The sequence below is a fragment of the Mangrovicella endophytica genome, assembly GCF_002893625.1.
GTDB lineage: Bacteria > Pseudomonadota > Alphaproteobacteria > Rhizobiales > Rhizobiaceae > Mangrovicella > Mangrovicella endophytica.
This window is the reverse complement of record NZ_PKMZ01000013.1, coordinates 69,123-91,777: the sequence shown is the minus strand read 5'-3', so window position 1 is coordinate 91,777 and position 22,655 is coordinate 69,123. Positions and strand designations below refer to the sequence as shown.

19 protein-coding genes are annotated in these 22,655 nt (G+C 69.1%); 14 read left to right on the top strand and 5 right to left on the bottom strand.

Annotated elements, in window-relative coordinates:
- Positions 1–200 precede the first annotated feature (200 nt).
- Entirely contained in the window at positions 201–1,748 is a 1,548-nt protein-coding gene (gene amaB, locus C0R46_RS19190) for an L-piperidine-6-carboxylate dehydrogenase (RefSeq protein WP_102961281.1), read from the top strand.
- A gap of 204 nt (positions 1,749–1,952) precedes the next feature.
- Complete coding sequence (locus C0R46_RS19185; protein WP_102961280.1) at positions 1,953–3,041, top strand: Atu2307/SP_0267 family LLM class monooxygenase; 1,089 nt, start codon at positions 1,953–1,955, stop codon at positions 3,039–3,041.
- 35 nt (positions 3,042–3,076) lie between these two features.
- Here the strand turns inward: C0R46_RS19185 and C0R46_RS19180 are convergent, their stop codons facing one another.
- From C0R46_RS19180 to adhP, 3 genes are all read right to left on the bottom strand, one after another.
- On the bottom strand, positions 3,077–4,468 hold the full coding sequence (locus C0R46_RS19180) for an alpha/beta hydrolase (protein ID WP_102961279.1): 1,392 nt from the start codon (positions 4,466–4,468) through the stop codon (positions 3,077–3,079).
- A gap of 135 nt (positions 4,469–4,603) precedes the next feature.
- On the bottom strand, positions 4,604–5,035 hold the full coding sequence (locus tag C0R46_RS19175; protein WP_102961278.1) for a group III truncated hemoglobin: 432 nt from the start codon (positions 5,033–5,035) through the stop codon (positions 4,604–4,606).
- A gap of 60 nt (positions 5,036–5,095) precedes the next feature.
- Positions 5,096–6,124 carry an alcohol dehydrogenase AdhP gene (gene adhP, locus C0R46_RS19170; RefSeq protein WP_102961277.1) on the bottom strand — a complete coding sequence of 343 codons (1,029 nt, stop codon included), beginning with the start codon at positions 6,122–6,124 and terminating at the stop codon, positions 5,096–5,098.
- Between the two features lie 233 nt (positions 6,125–6,357).
- Between adhP and C0R46_RS20860 the strand changes: the two genes are divergently transcribed.
- Together C0R46_RS20860 and C0R46_RS19165 are read left to right on the top strand one after the other, a co-directional pair.
- On the top strand, positions 6,358–6,519 hold the full coding sequence (locus tag C0R46_RS20860) for a hypothetical protein (protein WP_157944696.1): 162 nt from the start codon (positions 6,358–6,360) through the stop codon (positions 6,517–6,519).
- 76 nt (positions 6,520–6,595) lie between these two features.
- Positions 6,596–7,612: a ribonuclease Z gene (locus tag C0R46_RS19165; protein ID WP_102961276.1), complete on the top strand. Its 1,017-nt coding sequence runs from the start codon at positions 6,596–6,598 to the stop codon at positions 7,610–7,612.
- 72 nt (positions 7,613–7,684) lie between these two features.
- Here the strand turns inward: C0R46_RS19165 and ctaD are convergent, their stop codons facing one another.
- Both ctaD and C0R46_RS19155 read right to left on the bottom strand, forming a co-directional pair.
- Positions 7,685–9,280 (bottom strand): cytochrome c oxidase subunit I, encoded by a 1,596-nt coding sequence (ctaD, locus tag C0R46_RS19160; RefSeq protein ID WP_102961275.1) that lies wholly within the window; start codon positions 9,278–9,280, stop codon positions 7,685–7,687.
- 272 nt (positions 9,281–9,552) lie between these two features.
- Entirely contained in the window at positions 9,553–9,741 is a 189-nt protein-coding gene (locus tag C0R46_RS19155; RefSeq protein ID WP_102961274.1) for a DUF3008 family protein, read from the bottom strand.
- 361 nt (positions 9,742–10,102) lie between these two features.
- On the opposite strand from C0R46_RS19155, the gene C0R46_RS19150 reads away from it, so the two are divergent.
- The 10 genes from C0R46_RS19150 (at position 10,103) to C0R46_RS19105 (ending at position 22,478) form a co-directional block, all read left to right on the top strand.
- Complete coding sequence (locus C0R46_RS19150; protein WP_102961273.1) at positions 10,103–11,569, top strand: UDP-glucose dehydrogenase family protein; 1,467 nt, start codon at positions 10,103–10,105, stop codon at positions 11,567–11,569.
- Positions 11,570–11,751: 182 nt separating this feature from the next.
- Complete coding sequence (locus tag C0R46_RS19145) at positions 11,752–12,864, top strand: NAD-dependent epimerase/dehydratase family protein (protein ID WP_102961272.1); 1,113 nt, start codon at positions 11,752–11,754, stop codon at positions 12,862–12,864.
- A complete protein-coding gene (locus C0R46_RS19140) occupies positions 12,861–14,753 on the top strand; it encodes an NAD-dependent epimerase/dehydratase family protein (protein ID WP_198598407.1) in 1,893 nt (630 codons plus the stop codon). Before C0R46_RS19145 ends, C0R46_RS19140 begins: the two co-directional genes overlap by 4 nt.
- Positions 14,750–16,045 carry a TIGR04295 family B12-binding domain-containing radical SAM protein gene (locus tag C0R46_RS19135; RefSeq protein WP_102961271.1) on the top strand — a complete coding sequence of 432 codons (1,296 nt, stop codon included), beginning with the start codon at positions 14,750–14,752 and terminating at the stop codon, positions 16,043–16,045. Before C0R46_RS19140 ends, C0R46_RS19135 begins: the two co-directional genes overlap by 4 nt.
- Before the next feature lie 17 nt (positions 16,046–16,062).
- On the top strand, positions 16,063–17,199 hold the full coding sequence (locus tag C0R46_RS19130; RefSeq protein ID WP_198598406.1) for a glycosyltransferase: 1,137 nt from the start codon (positions 16,063–16,065) through the stop codon (positions 17,197–17,199).
- Between the two features lie 3 nt (positions 17,200–17,202).
- Entirely contained in the window at positions 17,203–18,315 is a 1,113-nt protein-coding gene (locus C0R46_RS19125) for a CgeB family protein (protein ID WP_102961270.1), read from the top strand.
- A complete protein-coding gene (locus C0R46_RS19120; protein WP_102961269.1) occupies positions 18,312–19,424 on the top strand; it encodes a CgeB family protein in 1,113 nt (370 codons plus the stop codon). Before C0R46_RS19125 ends, C0R46_RS19120 begins: the two co-directional genes overlap by 4 nt.
- Positions 19,421–20,527, top strand: coding sequence for a CgeB family protein (locus C0R46_RS19115; protein ID WP_102961268.1), 1,107 nt, complete (start codon positions 19,421–19,423; stop codon positions 20,525–20,527). Before C0R46_RS19120 ends, C0R46_RS19115 begins: the two co-directional genes overlap by 4 nt.
- 22 nt (positions 20,528–20,549) lie before the next feature.
- Positions 20,550–21,644, top strand: a complete 1,095-nt coding sequence (locus tag C0R46_RS19110; protein ID WP_102961288.1) for a UDP-glucuronic acid decarboxylase family protein — start codon at positions 20,550–20,552, stop codon at positions 21,642–21,644.
- A gap of 51 nt (positions 21,645–21,695) precedes the next feature.
- Entirely contained in the window at positions 21,696–22,478 is a 783-nt protein-coding gene (locus tag C0R46_RS19105) for a TIGR04290 family methyltransferase (RefSeq protein WP_102961267.1), read from the top strand.
- The last annotated feature ends 177 nt before the right edge of the window (positions 22,479–22,655 follow it).

The following is a 22,655-nucleotide window of genomic DNA, read 5'->3' as shown; positions in this document are numbered from 1 at the left end:
CGGCCCTTCGGGTTTGCGGTCGCCGGGCGCCCACTTTGTCGGCTCGTCTCGGCCGTAGCCCCGCTACGACCTTCGCGAGCCTTCGCGCGGCTCGCCGCGGCGAGCCGCCAAACAGAGCGTTTCCGTGTTCGCCGGAAATGCTCTAGGGCATCGCCAGACACGACCATGCTCCGCCACGACGACGAGCCGAGACCCTTCCGATGACCCTCCGTATTTCAGCCACCGGCCTTGCCACCGATGCCAGCAGCATCCTGATCGACCTCGGGATCGATGCCGCGACGCTCGAAGTTGGCACGCTCACCGTACGCTCGCCGATCAATGGCGAGATCATCGCGACGCTCGCAGAGCACGATGTCGCCGCAGCATCCGCCGCGATCGAGCGCGCCGCCGCCGCTTATCAGACCTGGCGCGACGTTCCGGCGCCCAAGCGCGGCGAACTCGTCCGCCTTCTCGGTGAGGAGCTGCGCGCGAACAAGGCGGCGCTCGGACGCCTCGTCTCCATCGAGGCCGGCAAGATCACCTCCGAAGGCCTCGGCGAAGTGCAGGAGATGATCGACATCTGCGATTTCGCGCTTGGCCTCTCCCGCCAGCTCTATGGTCTGACCATCGCCACCGAGCGCACCGACCACCGGATGATGGAAAGCTGGCATCCGCTCGGCGTTGTCGGCGTCATCTCGGCCTTCAACTTCCCCGTCGCGGTCTGGTCGTGGAACGCCGCCCTCGCCCTGGTCTGCGGCAATCCGGTGGTCTGGAAGCCCTCCGAGAAGACGCCGCTGACGGCGCTTGCGACGCAAGCGCTGCTCACCCGCGCCATTGCCCGTTTCCGTGCCGAGGGCAACGAGGCGCCGGATGGGCTGTCGAGTGTCCTCGTCGGCGGACGCGCCGTCGGCGAGGCGCTGGTCGACCATCCGAAGGTCGCGCTCGTGTCGGCCACCGGCTCCACCCGCATGGGCCGCACTGTTGGTCCGCGCCTGGCGCAGCGCTTCGCCCGCTCGCTGCTCGAGCTCGGCGGCAACAATGCCGCCATCGTCTGCCCCTCCGCCGATCTGGACCTGACGCTCCGGGGCGTCGCCTTTGCCGCCATGGGCACGGCCGGCCAGCGCTGCACGACGCTGCGCCGCCTCTTCGTCCATGACAGCGTCTATGACACGCTGGTGCCGCGGCTGCGCCAGGCCTATGGCACGGTCGCGATCGGCAATCCGCTGGAGGCCGGCACGCTGGTCGGTCCGTTGATCGACCGCGCCGCCTTCGACGGCATGGCCCAGGCTCTGGAGCAGGCGGCGGCCGCCGGCGGCACCGTCACGGGCGGCGGCCGGGTCGGGGCCGAAGGCGCACCGGACGCCTGGTACGTCCGCCCGGCGCTGGTGGAGATGCCGGCGCAGACCGGACCGGTCACGGAGGAGACCTTCGCGCCGATCCTCTATGTCATCCGCTATTCCGATCTCGACGAAGCCATCGCGCTGCAGAACGGCGTGCCGCAGGGCCTCTCCTCCTCGATCTTCACCAACGACCTGCGCGAAGCCGAGATCTTCCTCTCCGCCCGCGGCTCGGACTGCGGCATCGCCAACGTCAATATCGGCCCGTCCGGGGCCGAGATCGGCGGGGCGTTCGGCGGCGAAAAGGAAACCGGGGGCGGGCGCGAGAGCGGCTCGGACGCCTGGAAGGCCTATATGCGCCGCGCCACCAACACGATCAATTACGGCCGCACCCTGCCGCTCGCGCAGGGCGTGAAGTTCGACGTGATCTAGGCGCAATCGGCATCAGCCGATTGTCGCCGGCGCGATCAGCGCGATCGGCGCCAGCCGATCGTCGCCCTCTGCACCCCCATACCATCCGCACGCACCGTTCACCGCCGGCCGACACGCCGGCGCAGCAGTCGGGCGCTATATCCAGGGCGACATCATCCCGCCGGCCATTCCGCCGGCGGCCCATCACCCGCCGGACAACGCCCGATGCAGCTCGGACTCTATACTTTCGCCGACAACATGCCCGATCCCGAGACCGGACGTCCGCTGGCGCCGGCGGTCCGCTTCCGCAACCTCCTGGAAGAGATCGTGATCGCCGACGAGGTTGGGCTCGATGTCTTCGGCCTCGGCGAGCATCACCGCAACGATTATCTCGTCTCCGCCCCGGCCGTGGCGCTTGCCGCAGCGGCGGCCCGCACGAAGCGCATCCGCCTGACCAGCGCCGTCACCGTGCTGAGCTCGGAGGATCCGATCCGGGTCTTCGAGGATTTTTCGACGCTCGACCTCATCTCGGAGGGCCGCGCCGAGATCATGGTCGGTCGCGGCTCCTTCATCGAGAGCTTCCCGCTCTTCGGCTATGATCTCGCCGACTACGACACGCTGTTCGACGAGAAGCTGGGGCTCCTGCTCGAGCTACGCCGCGGCGAACATCTGACCTGGCCGGGCGGCCACCACACGTCGCGCATATCCGGGCGCGGAGTCTATCCGCGCCCCCTCCAGGAGCCGCTGCCGCTCTGGATCGCCGTCGGCGGCACGCCGCAGTCGGTGGTGCGCGCCGGCCGCCTCGGTCTGCCGCTGGCGCTCGCCATCATCGGCGGGGAGCCGCGCCGCTTCGCAGCCCTCGTGGATCTCTACCGACGAGCGGCCGAGGACGCCGGGCACGACCCGGCAACGCTCCCCGTCAGCATCAACTCGCACGGCCTCATCGGCGACGATTTCACTGCCACGGCCGATCTCGGCTTCACCTCGCATCGCATCGGCGTCGAGCGGATTGCCCGCGAGCGCGGCTGGTCGCCGGCGACCCGCGCCCAGTTCGACAGGAGCATCACGCTGCAAGGTTCGGACTTCGTGGGCGATCCCCAGCGGATCATCGACAAGATCCTCCTGCAGCACGAGTGGTTCCGGCATGACCGTTTCCTCCTGCAGATGAGCGTCGGGCCGGTGCCGCATGCGGCGATGCTGCGCGGGATCGAGCTCTACGGCACGGTGGTGGCTCCGGCTGTGAGGAAGGCGCTCGGCGTGCCGGGTCCGGCGGAGGCGTCCGGCATCAAAGCGGCAGCCTCACCGGCCGGCTGACGGCGCGAGCACGTCAGCCTCGACGGCCCGGCGGTTCAGCGGCTCGCCGTCTGCTTGCGCCGTTCGGCCGCCGCCGTCTCCGGCGTTGCCGGCCTTGCATCGATCGGCGTGCTGCCGCTTGCCCGTTGGCCACGCCGGATCCGCACGCCGGTGGCATCACCGAGCGAATCCACGGTGCCGCCGACGGCCGAGCCGAAGGCGCCGATCTGGTCGCGATAATTGCGCCGCGTGTTCGGATCGATGATCGAGATCGGCGCGCCGACAGCCACTGTCGCCGCCGTGCCCAGCGTATTGGCGGCGCTGCTGGCCACCGTGCCGATGCGGTCGCCGAGCCCGAGTTCGGAATCGGTGATCGCCTGCCCCGCCACCAGCCGCGCGCCGATCGCCTGCACCACCTGCGGACTGGCCGCGAACTTGTCGTGGTTGAGGCCGCCGAGATCCCCCTGCAGGTCGGTGAGGTCGATCACGGAGATGCCGGCATCGCGGAACGCCGTCCGGTAAGGTTCCTCGTCCGGATCGATCTGGCCGAGCCGCGGCACGTCGCCGGCGACGCGCCGCGACAGCTGCAGGGCCCGGTCGTCCTGCGAGACGAAGACCGTCACGTTCGGACGCTTCGGCCCGAGGCTGCTCCACTGCTCGGCGAAGACGTCGACATCGATGTCCGGCGAGGCCAGGATGACGTTCTTCACCTTCGGGGCGATGCGCCCGTCGCGGATCGCCATCTGCCGCAGCGCCTCCATGGTGAGCCAGGTCCCCATGGAATGGGCAAGCACCGTCACCTCGCCGACGGCAGGGTCGGCCGCGGCGCCGCGCAGGATCTCCTCCAGCGCGTCGCGGGAATAGTTGGTGCTCTCGCGGTCGTAGTTATAGCCGAAGATGCTGGCCCGCGACGGCCAGGTGAACAGCACCGGGGCCGCCTTGGTGTCGCTGTCATGGGCGATCTGCGCGAAGCGGTAGACCGCGTCCTCGTAGCGGTTGTTGAAGCCGTGGACGAAGATCAGCACCCGTCGGCTCGCCGGCAGGTGCGTCTTCAGCCAGCTTCGCGCATCGGCGCGCGCGTCGAGCTCCTCAACCTTCAGCGTCGCAAATTCGCGGGTGGGATCGGCGGGCAGCGTCTTCGGCCACTCCACCTGACCGGTCACATGGTTCGGCGGCAGCGAGACCGTGATGTCGGTGAGCGACAGCGCCGTGCCGCGCTCGCCGGAGAACAGGACGCCCGGATCCTTGGACGGCGCCCGCGTGGTGGCGACGAGGAGATCGACCTTCGAGGCGCCCGCCACCTCCGCCCCCGCCATCGGCACGAGCACGCCTACGGGCCGGCCGGCGCAGCCGGCGAGAAGCGCAAAGAGCGCCAGGATCGGCACCAGCCATGCGGAGCGCCGCGCCGGGACTGGCAGATGCCGCACGGGGAGAAGGATGCCTGTCATGCGCGCCGGGTCTCGTGTGAGGACCCCGCCTAGCGCGGTAGCGGCCCCTGCCGCTAGGTCGCCAAAGCCACAGCGATGCGGCTTCCGCGCAGCCGCTCGCGCCGCACGGCGCGCTAGCGCCGCCAGCGGGCGGCCTCAGCCCGGCTGCGGCCGCCGGACATGCCGGGGTGCGCGGAACTCGCCCTTATGCGTGCCGATCGCCATCTCGAAACTGTCGGCGATGCGCCGCGCCCGGTCGACGAACACCGCGGCTGCGGCAGGGGACGGCAGCACGTCCGCGGCAGTTGCCTCGAACAGGTCCAGCCAGCGGTCGAAGTGCCGCGGTTCGATCGGCAGCATCAGATGTGGGCGCAGCGGCCGCCCGTCATAGCGGGAGGTGCGCAGCACCACTCCCGACCAGAAGTCGATGAGCTTGGCCAAATGTGCGTCCCAGTCCTCGACTTCGCCGAGGAAGATCGGGCCGATCTCCGGATCGGCCCGCACCCGCGCATAGAAAGTGTCGACGAGGCGGCGGATATCCGCCTCGTCGATCTCGGGCGTGGCGGCGAAGGGATGGGCTCCGCTCATGCCGTGTCCTCATGTCTCGAAGGCCCGCGCGGGCCTAACCGGCGCCCGCGACGGCCGCACTCACTGCATGTCGAGCACGATCCGCCCGTCGATGCCACCCTTCTCCATGCGCTCGAAGATCGCATTGATGTTGTCGAGCTTGTCCCAGGAGAAGTGCGCCGCCACCGCGCCGTCGCCGGCAAAGGCAAGCGACTCCTCCAGATCCTGGCGCGTCCCGACGATGGAGCCGCGCACGGTAATGCGCTTCAGCACCGTGTCGAAGATCGGCATGGCGAAGCGGCCGGGCGGCAGTCCGACCAGCGCCATGGTGCCGCGCGGCCGAAGCACGCCGAAGGCGGTCTCGAAGGCAGCGGGCGAGACGGCGGTGACGAGGACGCCATGCGTGCCGCCGCCCGTCAGCTTCTGAATCTCCGCCACCGGGTCCGTCTCGGCGGCGTTGACCGCGATCTCCGCGCCGAGCGACCTGGCGAGCGCCAGCTTCTCCGGATGGACGTCGATGGCAGCGACATGCATGCCCATCGCCTTGGCATACTGGACGGCCATGTGGCCGAGCCCGCCGATGCCGGAGATCGCCACCCATTCGCCGGGCCTCACCTCCGTCTCCTTCAGGCCCTTGTAGACGGTGACGCCGGCGCAGAGCACGGGCGCGGCGGGCCCCCAGTCCAGCGTGTCCGGCAAGCGCCCGACATAGTCGGGATCGGCCAGCGCATATTCGGCGAAGCTGCCATTCACGGAGTAGCCGGTGTTCTGCTGCGCGCCGCACAGCGTTTCCCAGCCGGTGCGGCAGTGCGAGCAGTAGCCGCAGGCCGTGTGCAGCCAGGGCACGCCGACGCGGTCGCCTTCCTTCACCCGCTTCACCGATCGCCCAACGCCGACCACGGTGCCGACGCCCTCATGGCCCGGCACGAAGGGCGGGTTCGGCTTCACCGGCCAGTCGCCGCGCGCGGCATGAAGATCGGTGTGGCAGACGCCGGTCGCCGCGAACCGCACCAGGATCTGCTCGGGACCGGGCTCCGGCACCGGCATCTCCTCGATGACGAGCGGCTTGTCGAAGGCGCGGACCACGGCGGCCCTCATCATGTTCGTCATGGTGATCCTTCCATTGCTTCGATGGCCGGCAAAACATCATGCGGATCGGCCCCGGTCCTTGATCGGGATCAAACGTGGCGCCTCGGCATCTCGGCCGCTCCCGGGATCGACCATGGCGGCCACCGGCGAGCCTTCGGTCCGCCGCATCGCCCGTTGGTCCGGCGGCCGGAACGCCGCAGCGACCGCGCCGTTGACCGCTCGTCCAGCCCGTTCGATCCAGGAAAGGCCGCGCCATGACCAGCGAAGACGACCGGACCGGCGGCGAGGGCGGCCGGCCGGAAGCGCGCCTGTCGCGGCCCGTGCCGCAGGACATCCGGTTGATCCATGCGATCGATGGGAGCGCCCGCACCGGCCGGCCGGTCCATGTCGACCGGACATATCAGCGCCGGGGATGAGCGGCCCGACCCTGCATCATCGGCGGCGCTCGTCGGCGACGGCATTCCCCGCAGCCGCAGGCCTGTCGGCGTTTCGATGAGCCGGTTGGTGGAGACGCGGCTGGTCAACGGCCCGTTCGACGATCCCGGACTCCTTCTCGACCTTCGCTTCGGGCGCCGGGCGGTCCTCTTCGACCTCGGCGATATAGCAGCCCTGTCGCCGCGCGAGATCGGCCGCCTCACCCACGTCTTCGTTTCACACCGGCACATGGACCATTTCGCCGGCTTCGACCGGCTGCTGCGGCTGCATCTGCACCGGCCGGGTGTGCTGTCGCTGGTCGGCCCGCCCGGTTTCGTCGAGGGCGTCGCGGCCCGGCTCGGCTCCTACAGCTGGAACCTCCTCGACGAGGGGTCCGTCGACCTCGTCATCCACGCCGCCGACTTCGAGGCAGGCCGGCTCGGTCCGGCCACCGCCTTCGCCGCCCGCCGTGCCTTCCGGCCAGCGCCGATCCCGCCCGGCGCCGCGCCGCTGCCGCCGCGCCGATCAACGCTTCCTCTCGGCCTCGTGCTGGACGACCCCGACTTCACGGTCGAGGCGGTGACGCTGGATCACGGCCTCCCCTGCCTCGCCTTCGCGCTGCAGGAGCGGCTGCGGGTCAATGTCTGGCCTGAGGGTCTGGAGCGTCTCGGCCTGCCCGTCGGGCCGTGGCTGACAGAGGCCAAGCGCGCCATTCGCAGCGGCACCGGCGACGATCATGCCGTGACGCCGCTGCCGGGTCGCAGCGTCAGCCTCGGCGTGCTGAAGGCGGAGGCCCTGCGCGTCGCGCCAGGTCAGCGCGTCGCCTATGTCGTCGATGCCGCCTGCACGCCGGCCAACGAGGCGGCGATCCTCGCGCTCGCGAAGGGCGCCGACCACCTCTTCATCGAGGCGGCTTTCCTCGATGAAGACAGGGAGATCGCCGCCGAGCGCCGGCATCTGACCGCGCAGCAGGCGGGCAGCCTCGCCCGCCGTGCAGATGCCAAGCGCCTGACCGTGCTGCACCACTCACCGCGTTATCTCGACCGGCCCGACGCCCTGCGGCGGGAGGCCGAAGCGGCCTTTGCGGATACGTGACGGCGCCCGCCGCCTGATCTGGATGCTCGGAGACGCCCGGCCACCTGACCCGACGCTCCCGGGGGCCGCTGCCTACTGGATTTTCGGCAGTTGCTCCCACTGGTGGAACGGCGGCGGCGATGACAGCTCCCATTCCAGCGTCGTCGCGCCTGCACCCCAGGGGTTCGGACCCGCGATCCGCTTCTTCGAGAAGGCTTCGTAGACCCCGTAGAAGAAGACCATCAGGCCGACCCAGGTGACATAGGCTCCCATCGAGGACACGAAGTTCCAGCCGGCATAGGCATCGGGATAGTCGGCATAGCGGCGCGGCATGCCGGCGGCGCCGAGGAAGTGCTGGGGAAAGAAGACGACGTTCACGCCCACAAAGGTCAGGTAGAAATGAATCTGCCCGAGGCGCTCGTTGTACATGTAGCCCGTCACCTTCGGGAACCAGTAGTACCAGCCCGCGAAGATGGCGAAGACGGCGCCGAGCGACAGCACGTAGTGGAAGTGCGCGACGACATAGTAGGTGTCGTGCAGCACGCGGTCCATGCCGGCATTGGCGAGCTTCACCCCGGTGACGCCGCCGACGGTGAACAGGAAGATGAAGCCGATCGCCCAGAGCATCGGCGTGCGGAAGGTGACCGAGCCGCCCCACATCGTCGCGATCCAGGAGAAGATCTTGATGCCGGTCGGCACCGCGATCACCATGGTCGCGAAGGTGAAATAGCGCTGTGTGTTGAGCGAAATGCCCGTCGCATACATGTGGTGAGCCCACACCACGAAGCCGACGACACCGATCGCGATCATGGCATAGGCCATGCCGAGATAGCCGAAGACGGGCTTCCGGGAGAAGGTCGAGACGATGTGGCTGATGATGCCGAAGGCCGGCAGGATCATCACGTAGACTTCGGGGTGACCGAAGAACCAGAAGAGGTGCTGGTAGAGGATCGGATCGCCGCCGCCCGACGGGATGAAGAAGGTCGTACCGAAGTTGCGGTCGGTCAGCATCATGGTGATGGCGCCGGCGAGCACGGGCAGCGACAGCAGCAGCAGGAAAGCGGTGACGAGCTGGCCCCAGACGAAGAGCGGCATCTTGTGCAGCGTCATGCCCGGCGCGCGCATGTTGAGGATGGTCGTGATGAGGTTGATCGACCCGAGGATCGACGACGCGCCCGCAATATGAAGGCTGAAGATGGCGAGGTCGACGGCCGGTCCAGGATGACCCGACACCGACAGCGGCGGATACATCGTCCATCCCGTGCCTGCGCCGTTCGATCCCGGTGCGCCTTCCACGAACATCGATGCGACGAGCAGGAGAAGGGATGGCGGCAGGAGCATGAAGGCGAGGTTGTTGACGCGGGGAAACGCCGTGTCCGGCGCCCCGATCATGATCGGAACGAAGTAGTTGCCGAAGCCGCCGATCAGCGCCGGCATGACCACGAAGAAGATCATGATCAGCCCGTGCGCCGTGACGAACACGTTGTAGATGTGCGGGTCGCCGAAGATCTGCAGGCCGGGTGCCTGAAGCTCCGCCCGTATGGCGATCGAGAAGCCGCCAGCAACCAGGCCCGCCAGGAGCGCGAAGATCAGATAAAGGACGCCGATGTCCTTGTTGTTCGTAGAATAGGCCCAGCGCACCCAGCCACGGGGATGTGCGTGTACGGCACCGTCGGCGTGAGCGGTCATCGGTCGTCTCCCGGCTCGATCAGCTCAGGTATGTGAGGACGCAAGAAACCAGGTTCGGCGCTGACCGAAACACCCGAGCAGACGAAGCGTAACAGAGCAGAGGTGACGAACAACCTGTAATTCGATGCTGGGCTATACGTGCCTGTCTACTGAACGACCGTGCGGTATTTCTTGGCGGCCTTGGCGTGCGATGATCGATGGGCTGGGGCGAAACTCGGCAGAGAGCTGCCACCTGACCCTGGAAGCTGGATCGTTGACGCGGTCAGCGCCGCTCAGGACTGCGCCTTGTGCTCCGGCTTGCCCTTGCGCTTGGTCGCGGCCATGTCATGCAGCTCCTTTTCGCTCATCGACTCGTACATCGACTTCGACGCGCCCTTGAGCGCGCTGACCTTCTCGTCACCACGCTTGGCGGCGAGCGCGGCGCCGGCTGCCTTCTGCTGAGCCTTGGATTTCGCGGGCATGGCCTCACTCCTACCTTGAATAACAATGCCTCCAACGCAGACGCTGCCGGGGCGTTCACAATTCTGTAGCCGGCGCCATATCTCCTTCGGGCGGCATTGTTTCCTCGCCGGCCATTTGCTCTAGGCTTAGCGCCATTGTGCAGGCGACCGTAGGAGTTATGCGTATGGTGGCTGTTGCTCGACCAGTCGGGTCGACATTGCTCCACGTGTCTTTCGAAGGATGCGGCCGTCGCGGCGCCGCGCCCGATTGCCGGATGCCGTCCACTCTCCGCGCGGGCGATCCTCGCTCTGCCTTGCCTGCCTGATGCGGCCAACTCCGTTCCCGTCCGTGTCTCGCGGTCCGCTCGAAAGTGCTCCTGGAATGCTCAACATCACTGTGATCGGCGCTGGCTATGTCGGGCTCGTATCCGCCGCCTGTTTTGCCCGCCTCGGCTTCAGCGTCACCTGCCTCGATGTCGACCAGAGCCGCGTGGATGGCCTGAAGCAGGGCGTCATCCCGATCTTTGAGCCGGGGCTCGACCGGCTCGTCGCCACGCAGGCCAAGGCCGGACGGCTGCGCTTCTCCCTTGTCGACCCTGCCTTCATCACGGGAGCCGATATCGTCTTTCTGGCGGTCGGCACCCCTTCGGTAAAGGACAGCGACGAGGCGGACCTCTCCCATATCTTCGGCGCCGCGCGGATGATCGCGCCGCATCTGAAGTCCGGCGCGGTGGTCACCACGAAATCGACGGTCGTCGCAGGGACCAACCGGCGCATCCGCGCGACCATTGCGGCCGAGCGCCCGGATCTCCGCTTCTCCGTTGTCTCCAATCCGGAGTTCCTGCGCGAGGGCTGCGCGATCCGCGACTTCACCGAACCGGACCGGGTCGTCGTCGGCCATCATGACGAGGCCGGCCGCGCCGCGATGGAGACGGTCTACGCCTCCTTTATCGACAACGGCACGCCGGTGATCTTCACCTCGCTGGAGAATGCCGAGCTCATCAAATACGCCGCCAACGCCTTCCTCGCCCTGAAGATCTCCTTCATCAACGAGGTGGCCGATCTCTGCGAGGCGGCCGGGGGCGACGTCGAGAACCTTGCTCAGGCGATCGGGCTCGATCCGCGCATCGGCGAGCGATTCCTGCAGGCCGGCCCCGGCTTCGGCGGGTCCTGCTTTCCCAAGGACACGCGTGCCTTCGCCGCCACCGGACGTCGCCTCGGTTCGCCGCTGCGCCTGATCGAGACGGTGGTCTCGGTCAACGAAGCGCGCAAGGAGCAGCTGGCGGCTCGTGTCGAGAAGGCGCTCGGCGACTGCGCCGGCAAGACGATCGCAATCCTCGGCGCCGCCTTCAAGCCGGATACGGACGACGTCCGCGAGGCCGCCAGCCTCGTTCTGGTCCCGGCGCTGGCGAAAGCCGGCGCGCGACTGCGCATCTACGATCCGCAGGTGGGGCCCGATGCGGCCGAGGAGCTGCGCCATGCCAGCTTTGCATCAAGCCTCGCCGAGGCGCTGACCGGGGCCGACGCCGCGGTGCTCCTGACCGAATGGGAGGAGTTCCGCACCCTTGATCCGCGCTGGGCGCGCGAAGTGATGGCGGGGAGCCTCTTCGTCGACTTCCGCAATGCCCTGCAGCCGGCCGAGATGCAGGCCGCCGGCTTCACCTATGTCGGCATCGGCCGCGGCGAGGTGCCGGAGGTACCGGAAGTACTGGCGGCAGCGCCGGCTCCGCAGCGGGTGAATGGCAGTCCGGTCAACGGGCACACGCGCGAGGGACACGAGGCGGCACGCCCGCCGCGCGGCGCGGCGATCGAGATGCCCGAGCGCCGTCCTGTCGGTGTCGCCCTGTGAAGGGGCTGCCGCAATCCGGGATCATCAGCTACTCTGATCATCGGGGATCATCAGCTACTCTGATGCTCCCTCTGGCAGCAGGGTAACTCTGCCATAGCTTTTCCGGACGGCGGTTTCTTGTCGCCGCCCCTATTTGCCGCGGCTTCGAGCCCGGCCGCCCGCATCGTTTGTCAGGAGTTCCCATGTCTCGTTATCTCGTCACCGGCGGCGCAGGCTTTATCGGCCGCCAGGTCTGTCGGGAACTTGCCGAGGCGGGGCACGAGGTGAAGGTTCTCGACGCCCTGATCGAGCAGGTGCACGGTCCGGGCGCCGGCAGCGTCGAGGTCGAGGGCGCCGAGGTGCTGCGCGGCGATGTGCGCGATGCCGAGAGCGTGCGCCGCGCGATCGCCGGCGTCGACGGCGTCTTCCATCTGGCGGCCGAGGTCGGCGTCGGGCAGAGCATGTACGAGATCGAGCGCTATGTCAGCGGCAACGATGTCGGCACCGCCGTGCTCCTGCAGGAGCTGATCGAGCAGCCGGTGGAGCGCATCGTCGTCGCCTCCTCCATGAGCGTCTACGGCGAGGGCCGCTACAAGACCGAGGATGGCCGCGTGGTGGACGACGCCCGCCGCGACCCTGCCCGCATCGCGGCCGGCGACTGGACGGTCCGCACCGCCGAGGGCGAGCCGCTGGAGCCCGTCGGCACCGACGAGACCAAGCCGGTCGACCTCGCCTCCATCTACGCGCTGACCAAGTATTGCCAGGAGCAGCAGGTGCTGATCTTCGGCAATGCCTACAAGATGGACGCGGTGGCGCTGCGCCTCTTCAACGTCTTCGGCCCCGGTCAGGCGCTGTCGAACCCCTATACCGGCGTTCTCGCCAACTTCTCCTCGCGCATCGCCAAGGGCCAGGCGCCGACCATCTTCGAGGACGGCGAGCAGCGCCGCGACTTCGTGCATGTGAACGACGTCGCAAGAGCCTTCCGCCTCGCCATGGAGCGCCCGGAAGCCAAGGGTGAGGTCATCAACATCGGTAGCGGCCGGTCCTACCCCATCACCGAGGTCGCCCGTATGGTGGCGGCGGCGATGGGCAGCCCGATCCAGCCCGAAGTGATGATGAAGGCCCGCTCCGGCGATATCCGCAACTGCTTCTCCGACATCGGCAAGGCGCGCCGGCTGCTCGGCTTCGAGCCGTCCCGCTCGCTTGAGGACGGCTCATCGCTGGCCGAGCTCGCCGCCTGGGTCGCCTCGCAGCAGGTCACCGACCGCAATGACGAGATGCGCCGCCACCTCGAAGCGCGGGGCCTCGTCGCATGAAGCAGACAGAGCCCGCCGGCAGGCTGCCCGCCTTCGGCTTCACCGTTGATTTCGCGCCAGGGGACCGGGACGCCGCGGACCGGACGATGGCGGCGATCGCGCGCACGGGCGCAAGCCTCGTTTGTCTTGACGCGGCCGCGCTGACGGCGGATGCTGCCTGGGCGGACTGGCTGCTGCCCGCGCTCGCCGGCCGCTTCGCCGTCGTTCTGCGCACCGAGAGCACGGATGGTCTTCCTGCCCTGCTGGAGCGCTACGGCGCGCAGTTGCGGGCCGTGCTGCTGCCGATGCAGCCGGCCGATCCTGTCGATATGGCGGCCACCGTGCAGATGGTGCGCGCGGCCGGCCTCGAGGCCGTTCTGTCGCTGCCGCCGGAAGCCGAACCCGGCCTGCTGCGCCGGCTCGCGGCAGGCGGCGCTCTTGCTGCGGCCACCGCGGTCGGGCTCGACCGGGCGGCCAGGCCCGGCACGGCCGACACGGCCGCCGCCATCGCCGCGCTGCGCTCAAGCCTCGAGGAGACCGGCTCAGCGGCGGCGATCTGGCTCGCCGGCGCTGAGCCGCTGCGACGGCACGACGAGGCCCGGCAGGCCGCCGCCTTCCGGGATGCGCTCGCCGCCCCCGTCTCGGCCGTCCTCTGGGATAGCTGGCAGGATCAGGCGATCGCGGCAGGCGCCGAGGACGGCGACAAGGCCGATGGTCGCGGCGCGCTCGCGGCCGACGGCACGCCGCGCCTTCTCGCCCGGCTCCTCACCGAAGGCGGCCCCGAGCACCTCGCCGAGACGCTGGCGCTCGCCACGCCTGCCCTCGCCCGCCCCGCCGCGCCGATCGTGATCGCCGGCGGCTCGGGTTTCATCGGCAGCAATCTCGCCGAAAGCTTCCTGAAGGACGGCCGCGACGTCGTCCTGATCGACAATCTCAGCCGCCCCGGCGTGGAGCAGAACCTCGCCTGGCTGAAGGACGGCTATAGTGAGCGCGTCCACATCGTGCCGGCCGACATCCGCGACACCGCTGCCCTCGAAGGAGCGGTGCGCGACGCCGCGGCGGTGTTCCACCTCGCCGCGCAGGTCGCCGTCACCACCAGCCTCGACCGGCCGGTGGAGGATTTCGAGGTCAATGCCCGCGGCACGATCAACCTTCTGGAAGCCGTGCGCCGCTCCGGCCGCCGCGTGCCGGTGATCTTCGCCTCCACCAACAAGGTCTATGGCAATCTCGCCGACCTCGGCATGGACGAGGGCGAGGATAGCTACACGCCGGCCGATCCGGCCATTGCCGCCAACGGCATCGGCGAATGGCGCAATCTCGATTTCTGCACGCCCTATGGCTGCTCCAAGGGCGTCGCCGACCAGTATGTCCTCGATTACGCCAAGTCCTATGACCTGCCGACCGCGGTGCTGCGGATGAGCTGCATCTATGGTCCGCGCCAGTTTGGCACCGAGGACCAGGGCTGGGTGGCGCATTTCCTGATCCGGGCGCTGAAGGGCGAGCCGATCACCATCTATGGCGACGGCAAGCAGGTGCGCGACATTCTGCACGTCCACGATGCGGTCGCGGCCTATCGCGCTCTCCTTGCCAATATCGGCACGGTCAAGGGCCAGGCCTTCAATCTCGGCGGCGGACCGGCCAACGCCGTCAGCCTGCGCGTTGTCCTGTCCGAGATCGAGCGCCTCGTCGGCCGTGATCTTTCGATCGGCTACGGCGACACGCGCCAGGGCGACCAGACCTATTTCGTCGCCGATACGCGCAAGCTGGAGAGCACGGTCGGCTGGCAGGCGAAGATCGGCTGGCGCGATGGGCTGAACGATCTCTACGCCTGGCTGCGCAGCCGCAACCGGCCGGCCGCCGGTACGCCGCGGCAGGCGAACACAATCATGGAACGGAGGCTGTCGGCATGAAGGTCGCACTCGTCAATCCGGCCTGGAACTACGATGGCAGCATCTATTTCGGCTGCCGCTCAGAGCATCTGCCGCTGGAGATCGGCTATAGCCGCGCCCTCCTGGAGGCCGCCGGTCACGAGACGCTGATGCTGGACGGCCAGCTCCAGAAGCTCGACAACGCGGCGCTGGCCGAACTCGTCGCCCTCTTCGCGCCGGACTTCACCGTCGTCACCACGGCGCCGACCTACCTCTTCTGGCGCTGCGCCCCGCCGGAGCTGCGCGTGCCCGCCGAGTTCCTGCGCGCGCTTGGAACCCGCGGCGGACGCACCGTCGCCGTCGGCCCGCATGCCTCCGCCACCCCGGCCCCGACGCTGCGGAAGCTCGGCGTCGACATCGCCGTGCGCGGCGAATGCGAAGAGACGGTCGCGGCGCTCGCCGCCAATCCGGACTGGACGAAGATCCCCTCCACCGCCTGGCTCGATGGCGAGCGCGTCGTCACCGTCGGCGGCCTTCATTCCAGCCCCTTCGTGGAGCATCCGCCGCTCGTCTGGCCGAGCGAGTGGATCGCCGCCCACCCGCACCATCATCACCGCTTCGATGGGGAGCAGCGCGGCTTTGGCGCCGAGGTCGAGGCCTCGCGCGGCTGCCCGTACAACTGCTCCTTCTGCGCCAAGATCGACTATCGCGACCAGTATCGCCGCCGCAATCTCGATCATGTGCTTGCCGAGATCGATGGGCTGATCGCGCAGGGCGTCGGCTACATCTACTTCATCGACGAGATCTTCCTACCGCAGAAGGCGCTGCTGGAAGCCCTCGTCGAGCGCGATATCGTCTTCGGCGTCCAGACCCGCATCGACCTCTGGAAGCCGGACCTCCTGGAGCTGCTCGGCCGGGCCGGCTGCGTCTCGATCGAGGCCGGGCTGGAGAGCCTGACCGTGGAGGGCCGCGAGGCGCTTGCCAAGCGCTGCCGTCTCGATACGCCCGAGCTTGCCGCGCTGCTGATCAAGGCACGTCAGCACGTGCCCTTCGTCCAGGCCAATCTCATTGGCACGGTGGAGGACGAGCCGGAGCTCGTCGCCTACTGGCGCGATCACCTGATCAAGAACGGCGTCTGGGCGAACGAGCCGGTGCCGCTCTATCCCTATCCGAGCTCGCCGCACTACCGCACCCTCTGGGGCATGCCGGACGACCGCGCCTGGGAGCGTGCGCACGAGCATTATCTCCAGGCCTTTGCCGCCTTCAGCGACATCCAGGACAAGCGCCCGCTGCCCTTGCCGGCCCTGGAAGAGGCGTGCTGCCGGGCCGCATGAGACCGCGCCGTATCCTCATGACCACGGACGCCGTCGGCGGCGTCTGGCGCTATTCGGTCGATCTCGCCCGCACGCTGAACGCCGCCGGCATCGAGGTCGCGCTCGCCTGTCTCGGGCCGGAGCCGGCTGCCTCGCGCCGGGCCGAGGTCGCGACGCTGGGGGGCACCGAGCTCGTCTGCCTCGACCAGCCGCTCGACTGGCTGGCCGCCGAGCCGGGTGATCTCGCCGCCGTGCCGCGGGTGCTTGCCGCGCTCGCCGATCGCTACGACGTCGACCTTCTGCATCTGAACACGCCTTCGCAGGCGGCCGGCCTTGTCACCGGTCGGCCGGTGGTGGTCGTGTCGCATTCCTGCGTCGTCACCTGGTGGGATGCCATGCGGGGCACGCCGCTCCCCGTCGACTGGCACTGGCAGTACGACATCACCCGCCGCGCGCTCGCCGCCGCCGATGCAGTGGTGGCGCCGAGCCAGAGCCATGCGGCGGCGCTGCAGGCGACCTACGGGATCACCGCCGTGCGCGTCGTGCCGAACGCGACCGCAACGGATGCGCTGAATGCCGCCGGCGGTCCGCTCGAGCGGCAGCCCTTCGTCCTGGCCGCCGCGCGCTGGTGGGACGAGGGCAAGAACGCCGCGGTGCTGGATGCCGCCGCCGCCGCCTCGCCCTGGCCGATCCTCGCCGCCGGCGCCTGCCGCGGCGCCAATGGCGAGAGCTTCGCCTTCCGGCATGCGCAGACGCTCGGCGAACTCGGACAGAGCGCCATGGCTGAGCGCCTCGGCACGGCCGCCATCTTCGTTTCGCCCTCGCGCTACGAGCCCTTCGGCCTTGCCGCGCTGGAGGCCGCTGCGACGGGCGCGGCCCTGGTGCTGGCCGATATCCCGACCTATCGCGAGCTGTGGCACGGCGCCGCGCTCTTCTTCGACCCGCTAGACCCCCGTGCGCTGTCGGGTGCGATCGCGAAGCTCGCCGCCGATCCGGCGACGCTTCGCCTCTGGGCGGACCGCGCAGGCCGTCAGGCCCGCCGCTACACGCCCGACCGCCAGTTGCGCGCCCTGCTCGCCGCCTATGCCGCGGCGGCCAAGGCCAGATCCGGCCAGCAGCATGCCGAACCGGCGCTCGCAGCCTCCGCCCGTCCCTTGTCAGTTCCCGCGGAGTAGTTCGTGCGCTTCGTCTTCTACACCCACTCCCTCGTCTCCGACTGGAACCATGGCAACGCCCATTTCCTGCGTGGCGTGATGCGCGATCTCCTGGCGCGCGGGCATGAGGCGGTCGCGCTGGAGCCGCAGGACGCCTGGAGCCGCGCCAACCTCGTCGCCAACGAGGGCGCGGGCGCCGTCCGGCGCTTCCGGTCCGACTTCCCGGGCCTCGTCAGCCGCATCTATGACGAGGACTTCGACCATGCCGCGGCACTCGACGGCGCCGATGTCGTCGTCGTCCACGAATGGACCGACCCGGCGCTGGTGGAGGCAATCGGCCGTATTCGCCGCGACGGCGGCCGCTTCACCCTCCTCTTCCACGACACCCATCACCGCGCCGTCTCCGATCGCGAGGCGATCGCCGGCATGATGCTCGCCGATTATGACGGCGTGCTCGCCTTCGGCGAAACGCTGCGGGAGCGCTATCTTGCCGCCGGCTGGGGCACCCGCGTCTTCACCTGGCACGAGGCGGCGGACGACGCGCTGTTCCGCCCGCTGCCGGAGGAGGCGACCGGCGATCTCGTCTGGATTGGCAACTGGGGCGACGGCGAGCGCACTGCGGAGATCAGCTCGTTCCTCATCGAGCCGGCGCGGGCGCTGCGTCTGAAGGGCGTCGTGCATGGGGTGCGCTATCCCGGCGAGGCTCTGGCGGCGCTCGACCGCGCCGGCCTCGCCTATCGCGGCTGGATCGCCAATGCCGACGTGCCGCGCGCCTTCGCCCGCCACCGCGTCACCATGCACATCCCCCGCCGCCCCTATGTCGAGGCGCTGCCGGGCATTCCGACCATCCGCGTCTTCGAGGCCCTCGCCTGCGGCATTCCGCTGATCTCGGCGCCCTGGCGTGACGAGGAAGGCCTGTTCCGCGTCGGCGAGGACTTCCTGATGGTGACGGACGGCGCGGCGATGACCGCGGCGCTGCGCGAGGTCCTGAGCGATCCTGCCCGCGCGGCCGCGCTCGTCGCCGCGGGACGCGAGACGATCGAGGCCCGCCATACGTGCCGTCACCGGGTCGACGAGCTCCTCGGCATCATCGGCGGCCTCAGGGACGATAAGCCGGCTAAGGAGGAAGCGGCGTGAAGATTGCATTCTACGGCTCGAGCCTCCTCTCCTCCTACTGGAACGGCGCTGCCACCTATTACCGCGGCCTCCTGCGCTCGCTCGCCGCGCATGGCCACGACATCACCTTCTACGAGCCCGACGCCTATGGCCGGCAGCAGAACCGCGACATCGAGCCGCCGGATTGGGCGAGGGTCGTCGTCTACGAGGCCAGCCCGGACGCGCTGAAGCGCGCCGCTGCCGAGGCCGCCGGCGCCGACGTCGTGGTGAAGACCAGCGGCGTCGGCTACGAGGACGATGCGCTTCTGCGCGCCGTTCTCGATGCGGCCGACACCCGCGCGGTGAAGATCTTCTGGGATGTCGACGCCCCGGCGACCCTGGCCGAGCTGAAGGCGATGCCCGATCATCCGAGCCACAGGGCGCTGACCGAACTCGACCTCGTCCTGACCTATGGCGGCGGCGATCCGGTGGTGGAGGCCTACCGGGCGCTCGGCGCCGCCGAATGCGTGCCGATCTACAACGCCCTTGATCCGACGACGCATCATCCCGTTCCGGCCGAGCCGCGCTTTGCCGCCGCGCTGGGCTTCCTCGGCAACCGCCTGCCGGACCGCGAAGCGCGCGTCGAGCAGTTCTTCCTGGAGCCCGCCGCCCGCCTGCCGGAGCAGCACTTCCTGCTCGGCGGCTCCGGCTGGCATGACCGGCCGCTGCCGGGCAACGTCACCGCCATCGGCCATGTGCCGACGAAGGACCACAACGCCTTCAACACCTCCCCGAAGGCCGTCCTCAACATCAACCGCGACAGCATGGCCGCCACCGGCTTCTCGCCGCCGACGCGCGTCTTCGAGGCCGCCGGCGCCGGCGCCTGCCTCATCACCGACGAGTGGCCGGGCATCGACCTCTTCCTGAAACCCGGCGAGGAGGTGCTGGTGGCCCGCGACGGGCAGGACGTCGCCGATCTCATGGTCGGTCTCACCGACGAGCGCGCCGCCGCGATCGGACAGGCCGCGCTGAAGCGCGTTCTTGCCGACCACACCTATGAGGGGCGCGCCGTCACCGTCGACGCCATCCTTGCCCGCGTCCATGCGGCGAAGGCGGCTTCAGGTCCGGCCGCCGGCGGGGTCGCGGCATGAGCCGGCCGCTCGACATCGTCGTGGTCGGTCTCAGCCTGTCCTCCTCCTGGGGCAACGGCCATGCCACCACCTTCCGCGCGCTGCTGGCCGGCGCGCGCGAGCTCGGCCATCGCATCCTGTTCCTGGAGCGCGACAAGCCCTGGTATGCCGCCCATCGTGACCTGCCGGAGCCCGGCTTCTGCGACTTGCGCCTCTACGACACGGTGGACGAGCTGATCGACACCTATGGCGCCGCCATCGCCTCCGCCGATGCGGTGATCGTCGGCTCCTATGTGCCGGATGGCATCGAGGTGATCGACCGCCTTGCCGCGATCGCGCCGGATACGCTGCACTTCTATGACATCGACACGCCGGTGACCCTGGCCGCCCTCTCGCGCGGCGAGGAGAGCTTCCTGGCGGTGCGGCAGATCCCGCTCTTCCAGACCTATTTCTCCTTCACCGGCGGCCCCACCCTTGATCGCCTCGAAACCGAGTTCGGCGCCCGTAGAGCCCGGCCGCTCTACTGCTCGGTGGAGCCGGAGCGCTACGCACCGACCGGCACGCCGCCCGGCTGGGACCTCGGCTATCTCGGCACCTACAGCCCCGACCGCCAGCCGACGCTGGAAGCGCTTTTGATCGAGCCTGCCCGGCGCTTGCCGCAGATGCGCTTCGTCGTCGCCGGCCCGCAATATCCCGCTGACATCGACTGGCCGGCCAATGTCGAGCGCATCGATCATCTGGAGCCAGCCTTCCACCCGGATTTCTACAGCCGCCAGCGCTTCACGCTCAACGTCACGCGCGCCGACATGATCGCCGCCGGCTGGTCGCCGAGCGTGCGCCTGTTCGAGGCCGGGGCCTGCGGCACCGCCATCATCAGCGATCACTGGGACGGGCTGACGACGCTGCTCCCCGACGGCGAGGCGATCCTGATCGCACGCTCCACCGAGGACGTGGTGAACTGGCTCACCACAGTGACGCCGGACGCGCGCGAGGCGATGGCAGGCGAGGCGCGCCGCCGCGTCCTGTCGGAGCATACCGGCCTTGCCCGCGCCCGCGAGCTGACCGCCGCGCTGACCGACACGGCTGAACAGCCTCGCCTCGAAAGGACCGCCGCCCATGCCTGAGGATGCGAGCATCGCCAAGGGCATGAAGTCCGCCGGCCCCCTCGGCGTCGAGAAGCGCGATCGGCAGGAACGCCGGCCGCGCCGGATCCTCGTCACCGGTGGCGCGGGCTTTCTCGGCTCCCATTTGAGCGATCGCCTGATCGGCGAAGGTCACACGGTCTACTGCCTCGACAACCTGCAGACCGGCTCGACGGCCAATCTGCGGGCGCTGCAGGCCAGCAACCGCTTCACCTTCATCGAAGGCGATATCTGCGATCCCCTGCCGGAGTGGCTGGAGGTGGACGCGATCTACAATCTCGCCTGCGCCGCCTCGCCGCCGCGCTACCAGGCCGATCCCGTGCATACGATGATGACCAGCGTCGTCGGCACCAACCGGCTGCTGGAGCTTGCCACGCGCTGCAACGCGTCCTTCCTGCAGGCCTCCACCAGCGAGATCTACGGCGATCCCGAACGCCATCCGCAGCAGGAGGACTACTGGGGCCACGTCAACCCGACCGGTCCCAGGGCCTGCTACGACGAGGGCAAGCGCGCCGCCGAGACGCTGTGCTTCGATTACTGGCGCGCCGGCAAGGCCGATATCCGCGTCGCCCGCATCTTCAACACCTACGGGCCGCGCATGCAGCCCGACGACGGGCGTATCGTCTCCAACCTCATCTGCCAGGCGCTGGCGGGCGCGCCGCTGACGATCTATGGCACCGGCGAGCAGACGCGCTCCTTCTGCTACGTCTCCGACCTGATCGCCGGCCTGATGGCGCTGATGGAGGTGCAGCCGAACCCGGGCCTTCCCGTCAATATCGGCAATCCCGTCGAGTTCACCATCAACGAGCTCGCCAGCCTGGTGCTCGAAATGACCGGCTCGGCCTCGCCGATCGTTTACCATCCGCTGCCGACGGACGATCCGCAGCGCCGCCGGCCGGACATTTCCAGAGCCGGGGACCTGCTCGGCTGGCAGCCGGCGGTGGCGCTGGCCGAAGGCCTCAGGCCCACCATCGACTGGTTCGCCGCGCAGGCGGGCACCGGTGCCGAAATGCAGGACGACGAGCCGATCGGCTCCCAGCCGGGCGGTGCCGCTGGCCGCCCCGTCAGGCTCGAGAGCGCCGCCGCCCTGCAGTCCTGACCGCAGGCGTGCCGCCGCCCCTACAGGCCCCGAACAAGGAGGCGCAACGCCATGACCTCTTCCGCTGAAGCCACGGCCACCTCGACTGAACCGGACATTGCCGAGCGCATCGCCGCGCTTGGCCCCTGGTTCCACAACATGCAGCTGGCCGGCATCTGGACGGCGCCCGAGCACTTCCTCGGCAACTATCCCTGGTTCAAGTTCGAGCGCTTCCGCCATCTCGTGCCGGACGACATGACCGGCCTGTCCGTTCTCGACATCGGCTGCAATGCCGGCTTCTATTCCATCGAGATGAAGCGCCGCGGCGCCGCCCTCGTGGTCGGCGTTGATTCCGATGAGCGCTATCTGGAGCAGGGGCGGCTCGCCGCCGGCCTCAGCGGCCTCGATATCCATTTCGAGCGCATGTCGGTCTACGACGTCGCCAGCCTGCGGCAGCGCTTCGACCTCGTCCTCTTCATGGGCGTCCTCTACCATCTGCGCCACCCGCTGCTGGCGCTGGACCTCCTTCACGAGCACGTCGTCGGCGACCGTCTCCTGTTCCAGTCGATGCTGCGGGGCAGCGAGACGGTGTTCCCTGCCGCCGCCGACTACCCCTTCACCGAGGAGGCCGTTCTGGAGACGGAAGGCTTCCCGCGCATGCTCTTCATCGAGCACGCCTATTCCAGTGATCCCACCAACTGGTGGATCCCCAATCAGGCTGGCATGGAGGCGATGCTGCGCAGCGCCGGCTTCCGCATCGAAGGCCAGGCCGACGAGGTCTATCTCTGCCGCCGCGCCGCCCGCCCGGCCATGGTCGAACCGCCGCCGGCGATCGTGCCGCTCCGGCGCGGCTGAGCCGTCCGGTCACGCGCGACCGGCGGCGCCCGCGGCGGCTTTCGAGCCATCTCGGACATGCACGGTCGCTTCGAACGCAGCCCCAAAGCCGACATGGATGCGAGTTGGCGTGATCGCCATTGGGTGGGATGGATCAAAAATGCCGACGTGGCGCTGAACTGATGGGGGAAGCCTTCG

Coding starts and splice junctions, on each gene's coding strand:
- C0R46_RS19105 (WP_102961267.1), top strand. CDS start 21,696: ATGACCTCTTCCGCTGAAGCCACGGCCACCTCGACTGAACCGGACATT.
- C0R46_RS19135 (WP_102961271.1), top strand. CDS start 14,750: ATGAAGGTCGCACTCGTCAATCCGGCCTGGAACTACGATGGCAGCATC.
- C0R46_RS19175 (WP_102961278.1), bottom strand. CDS start 5,035: ATGAGCGGAGCCCATCCCTTCGCCGCCACGCCCGAGATCGACGAGGCG.
- C0R46_RS19145 (WP_102961272.1), top strand. CDS start 11,752: ATGTCTCGTTATCTCGTCACCGGCGGCGCAGGCTTTATCGGCCGCCAG.
- ctaD (WP_102961275.1), bottom strand. CDS start 9,280: ATGACCGCTCACGCCGACGGTGCCGTACACGCACATCCCCGTGGCTGG.
- C0R46_RS19140 (WP_198598407.1), top strand. CDS start 12,861: ATGAAGCAGACAGAGCCCGCCGGCAGGCTGCCCGCCTTCGGCTTCACC.
- C0R46_RS19150 (WP_102961273.1), top strand. CDS start 10,103: ATGCTCAACATCACTGTGATCGGCGCTGGCTATGTCGGGCTCGTATCC.
- C0R46_RS19130 (WP_198598406.1), top strand. CDS start 16,063: ATGACCACGGACGCCGTCGGCGGCGTCTGGCGCTATTCGGTCGATCTC.
- C0R46_RS20860 (WP_157944696.1), top strand. CDS start 6,358: ATGACCAGCGAAGACGACCGGACCGGCGGCGAGGGCGGCCGGCCGGAA.
- C0R46_RS19155 (WP_102961274.1), bottom strand. CDS start 9,741: ATGCCCGCGAAATCCAAGGCTCAGCAGAAGGCAGCCGGCGCCGCGCTC.
- C0R46_RS19115 (WP_102961268.1), top strand. CDS start 19,421: ATGAGCCGGCCGCTCGACATCGTCGTGGTCGGTCTCAGCCTGTCCTCC.
- C0R46_RS19185 (WP_102961280.1), top strand. CDS start 1,953: ATGCAGCTCGGACTCTATACTTTCGCCGACAACATGCCCGATCCCGAG.
- amaB (WP_102961281.1), top strand. CDS start 201: ATGACCCTCCGTATTTCAGCCACCGGCCTTGCCACCGATGCCAGCAGC.
- C0R46_RS19110 (WP_102961288.1), top strand. CDS start 20,550: ATGAAGTCCGCCGGCCCCCTCGGCGTCGAGAAGCGCGATCGGCAGGAA.
- C0R46_RS19180 (WP_102961279.1), bottom strand. CDS start 4,468: ATGACAGGCATCCTTCTCCCCGTGCGGCATCTGCCAGTCCCGGCGCGG.
- adhP (WP_102961277.1), bottom strand. CDS start 6,124: ATGACGAACATGATGAGGGCCGCCGTGGTCCGCGCCTTCGACAAGCCG.
- C0R46_RS19165 (WP_102961276.1), top strand. CDS start 6,596: ATGAGCCGGTTGGTGGAGACGCGGCTGGTCAACGGCCCGTTCGACGAT.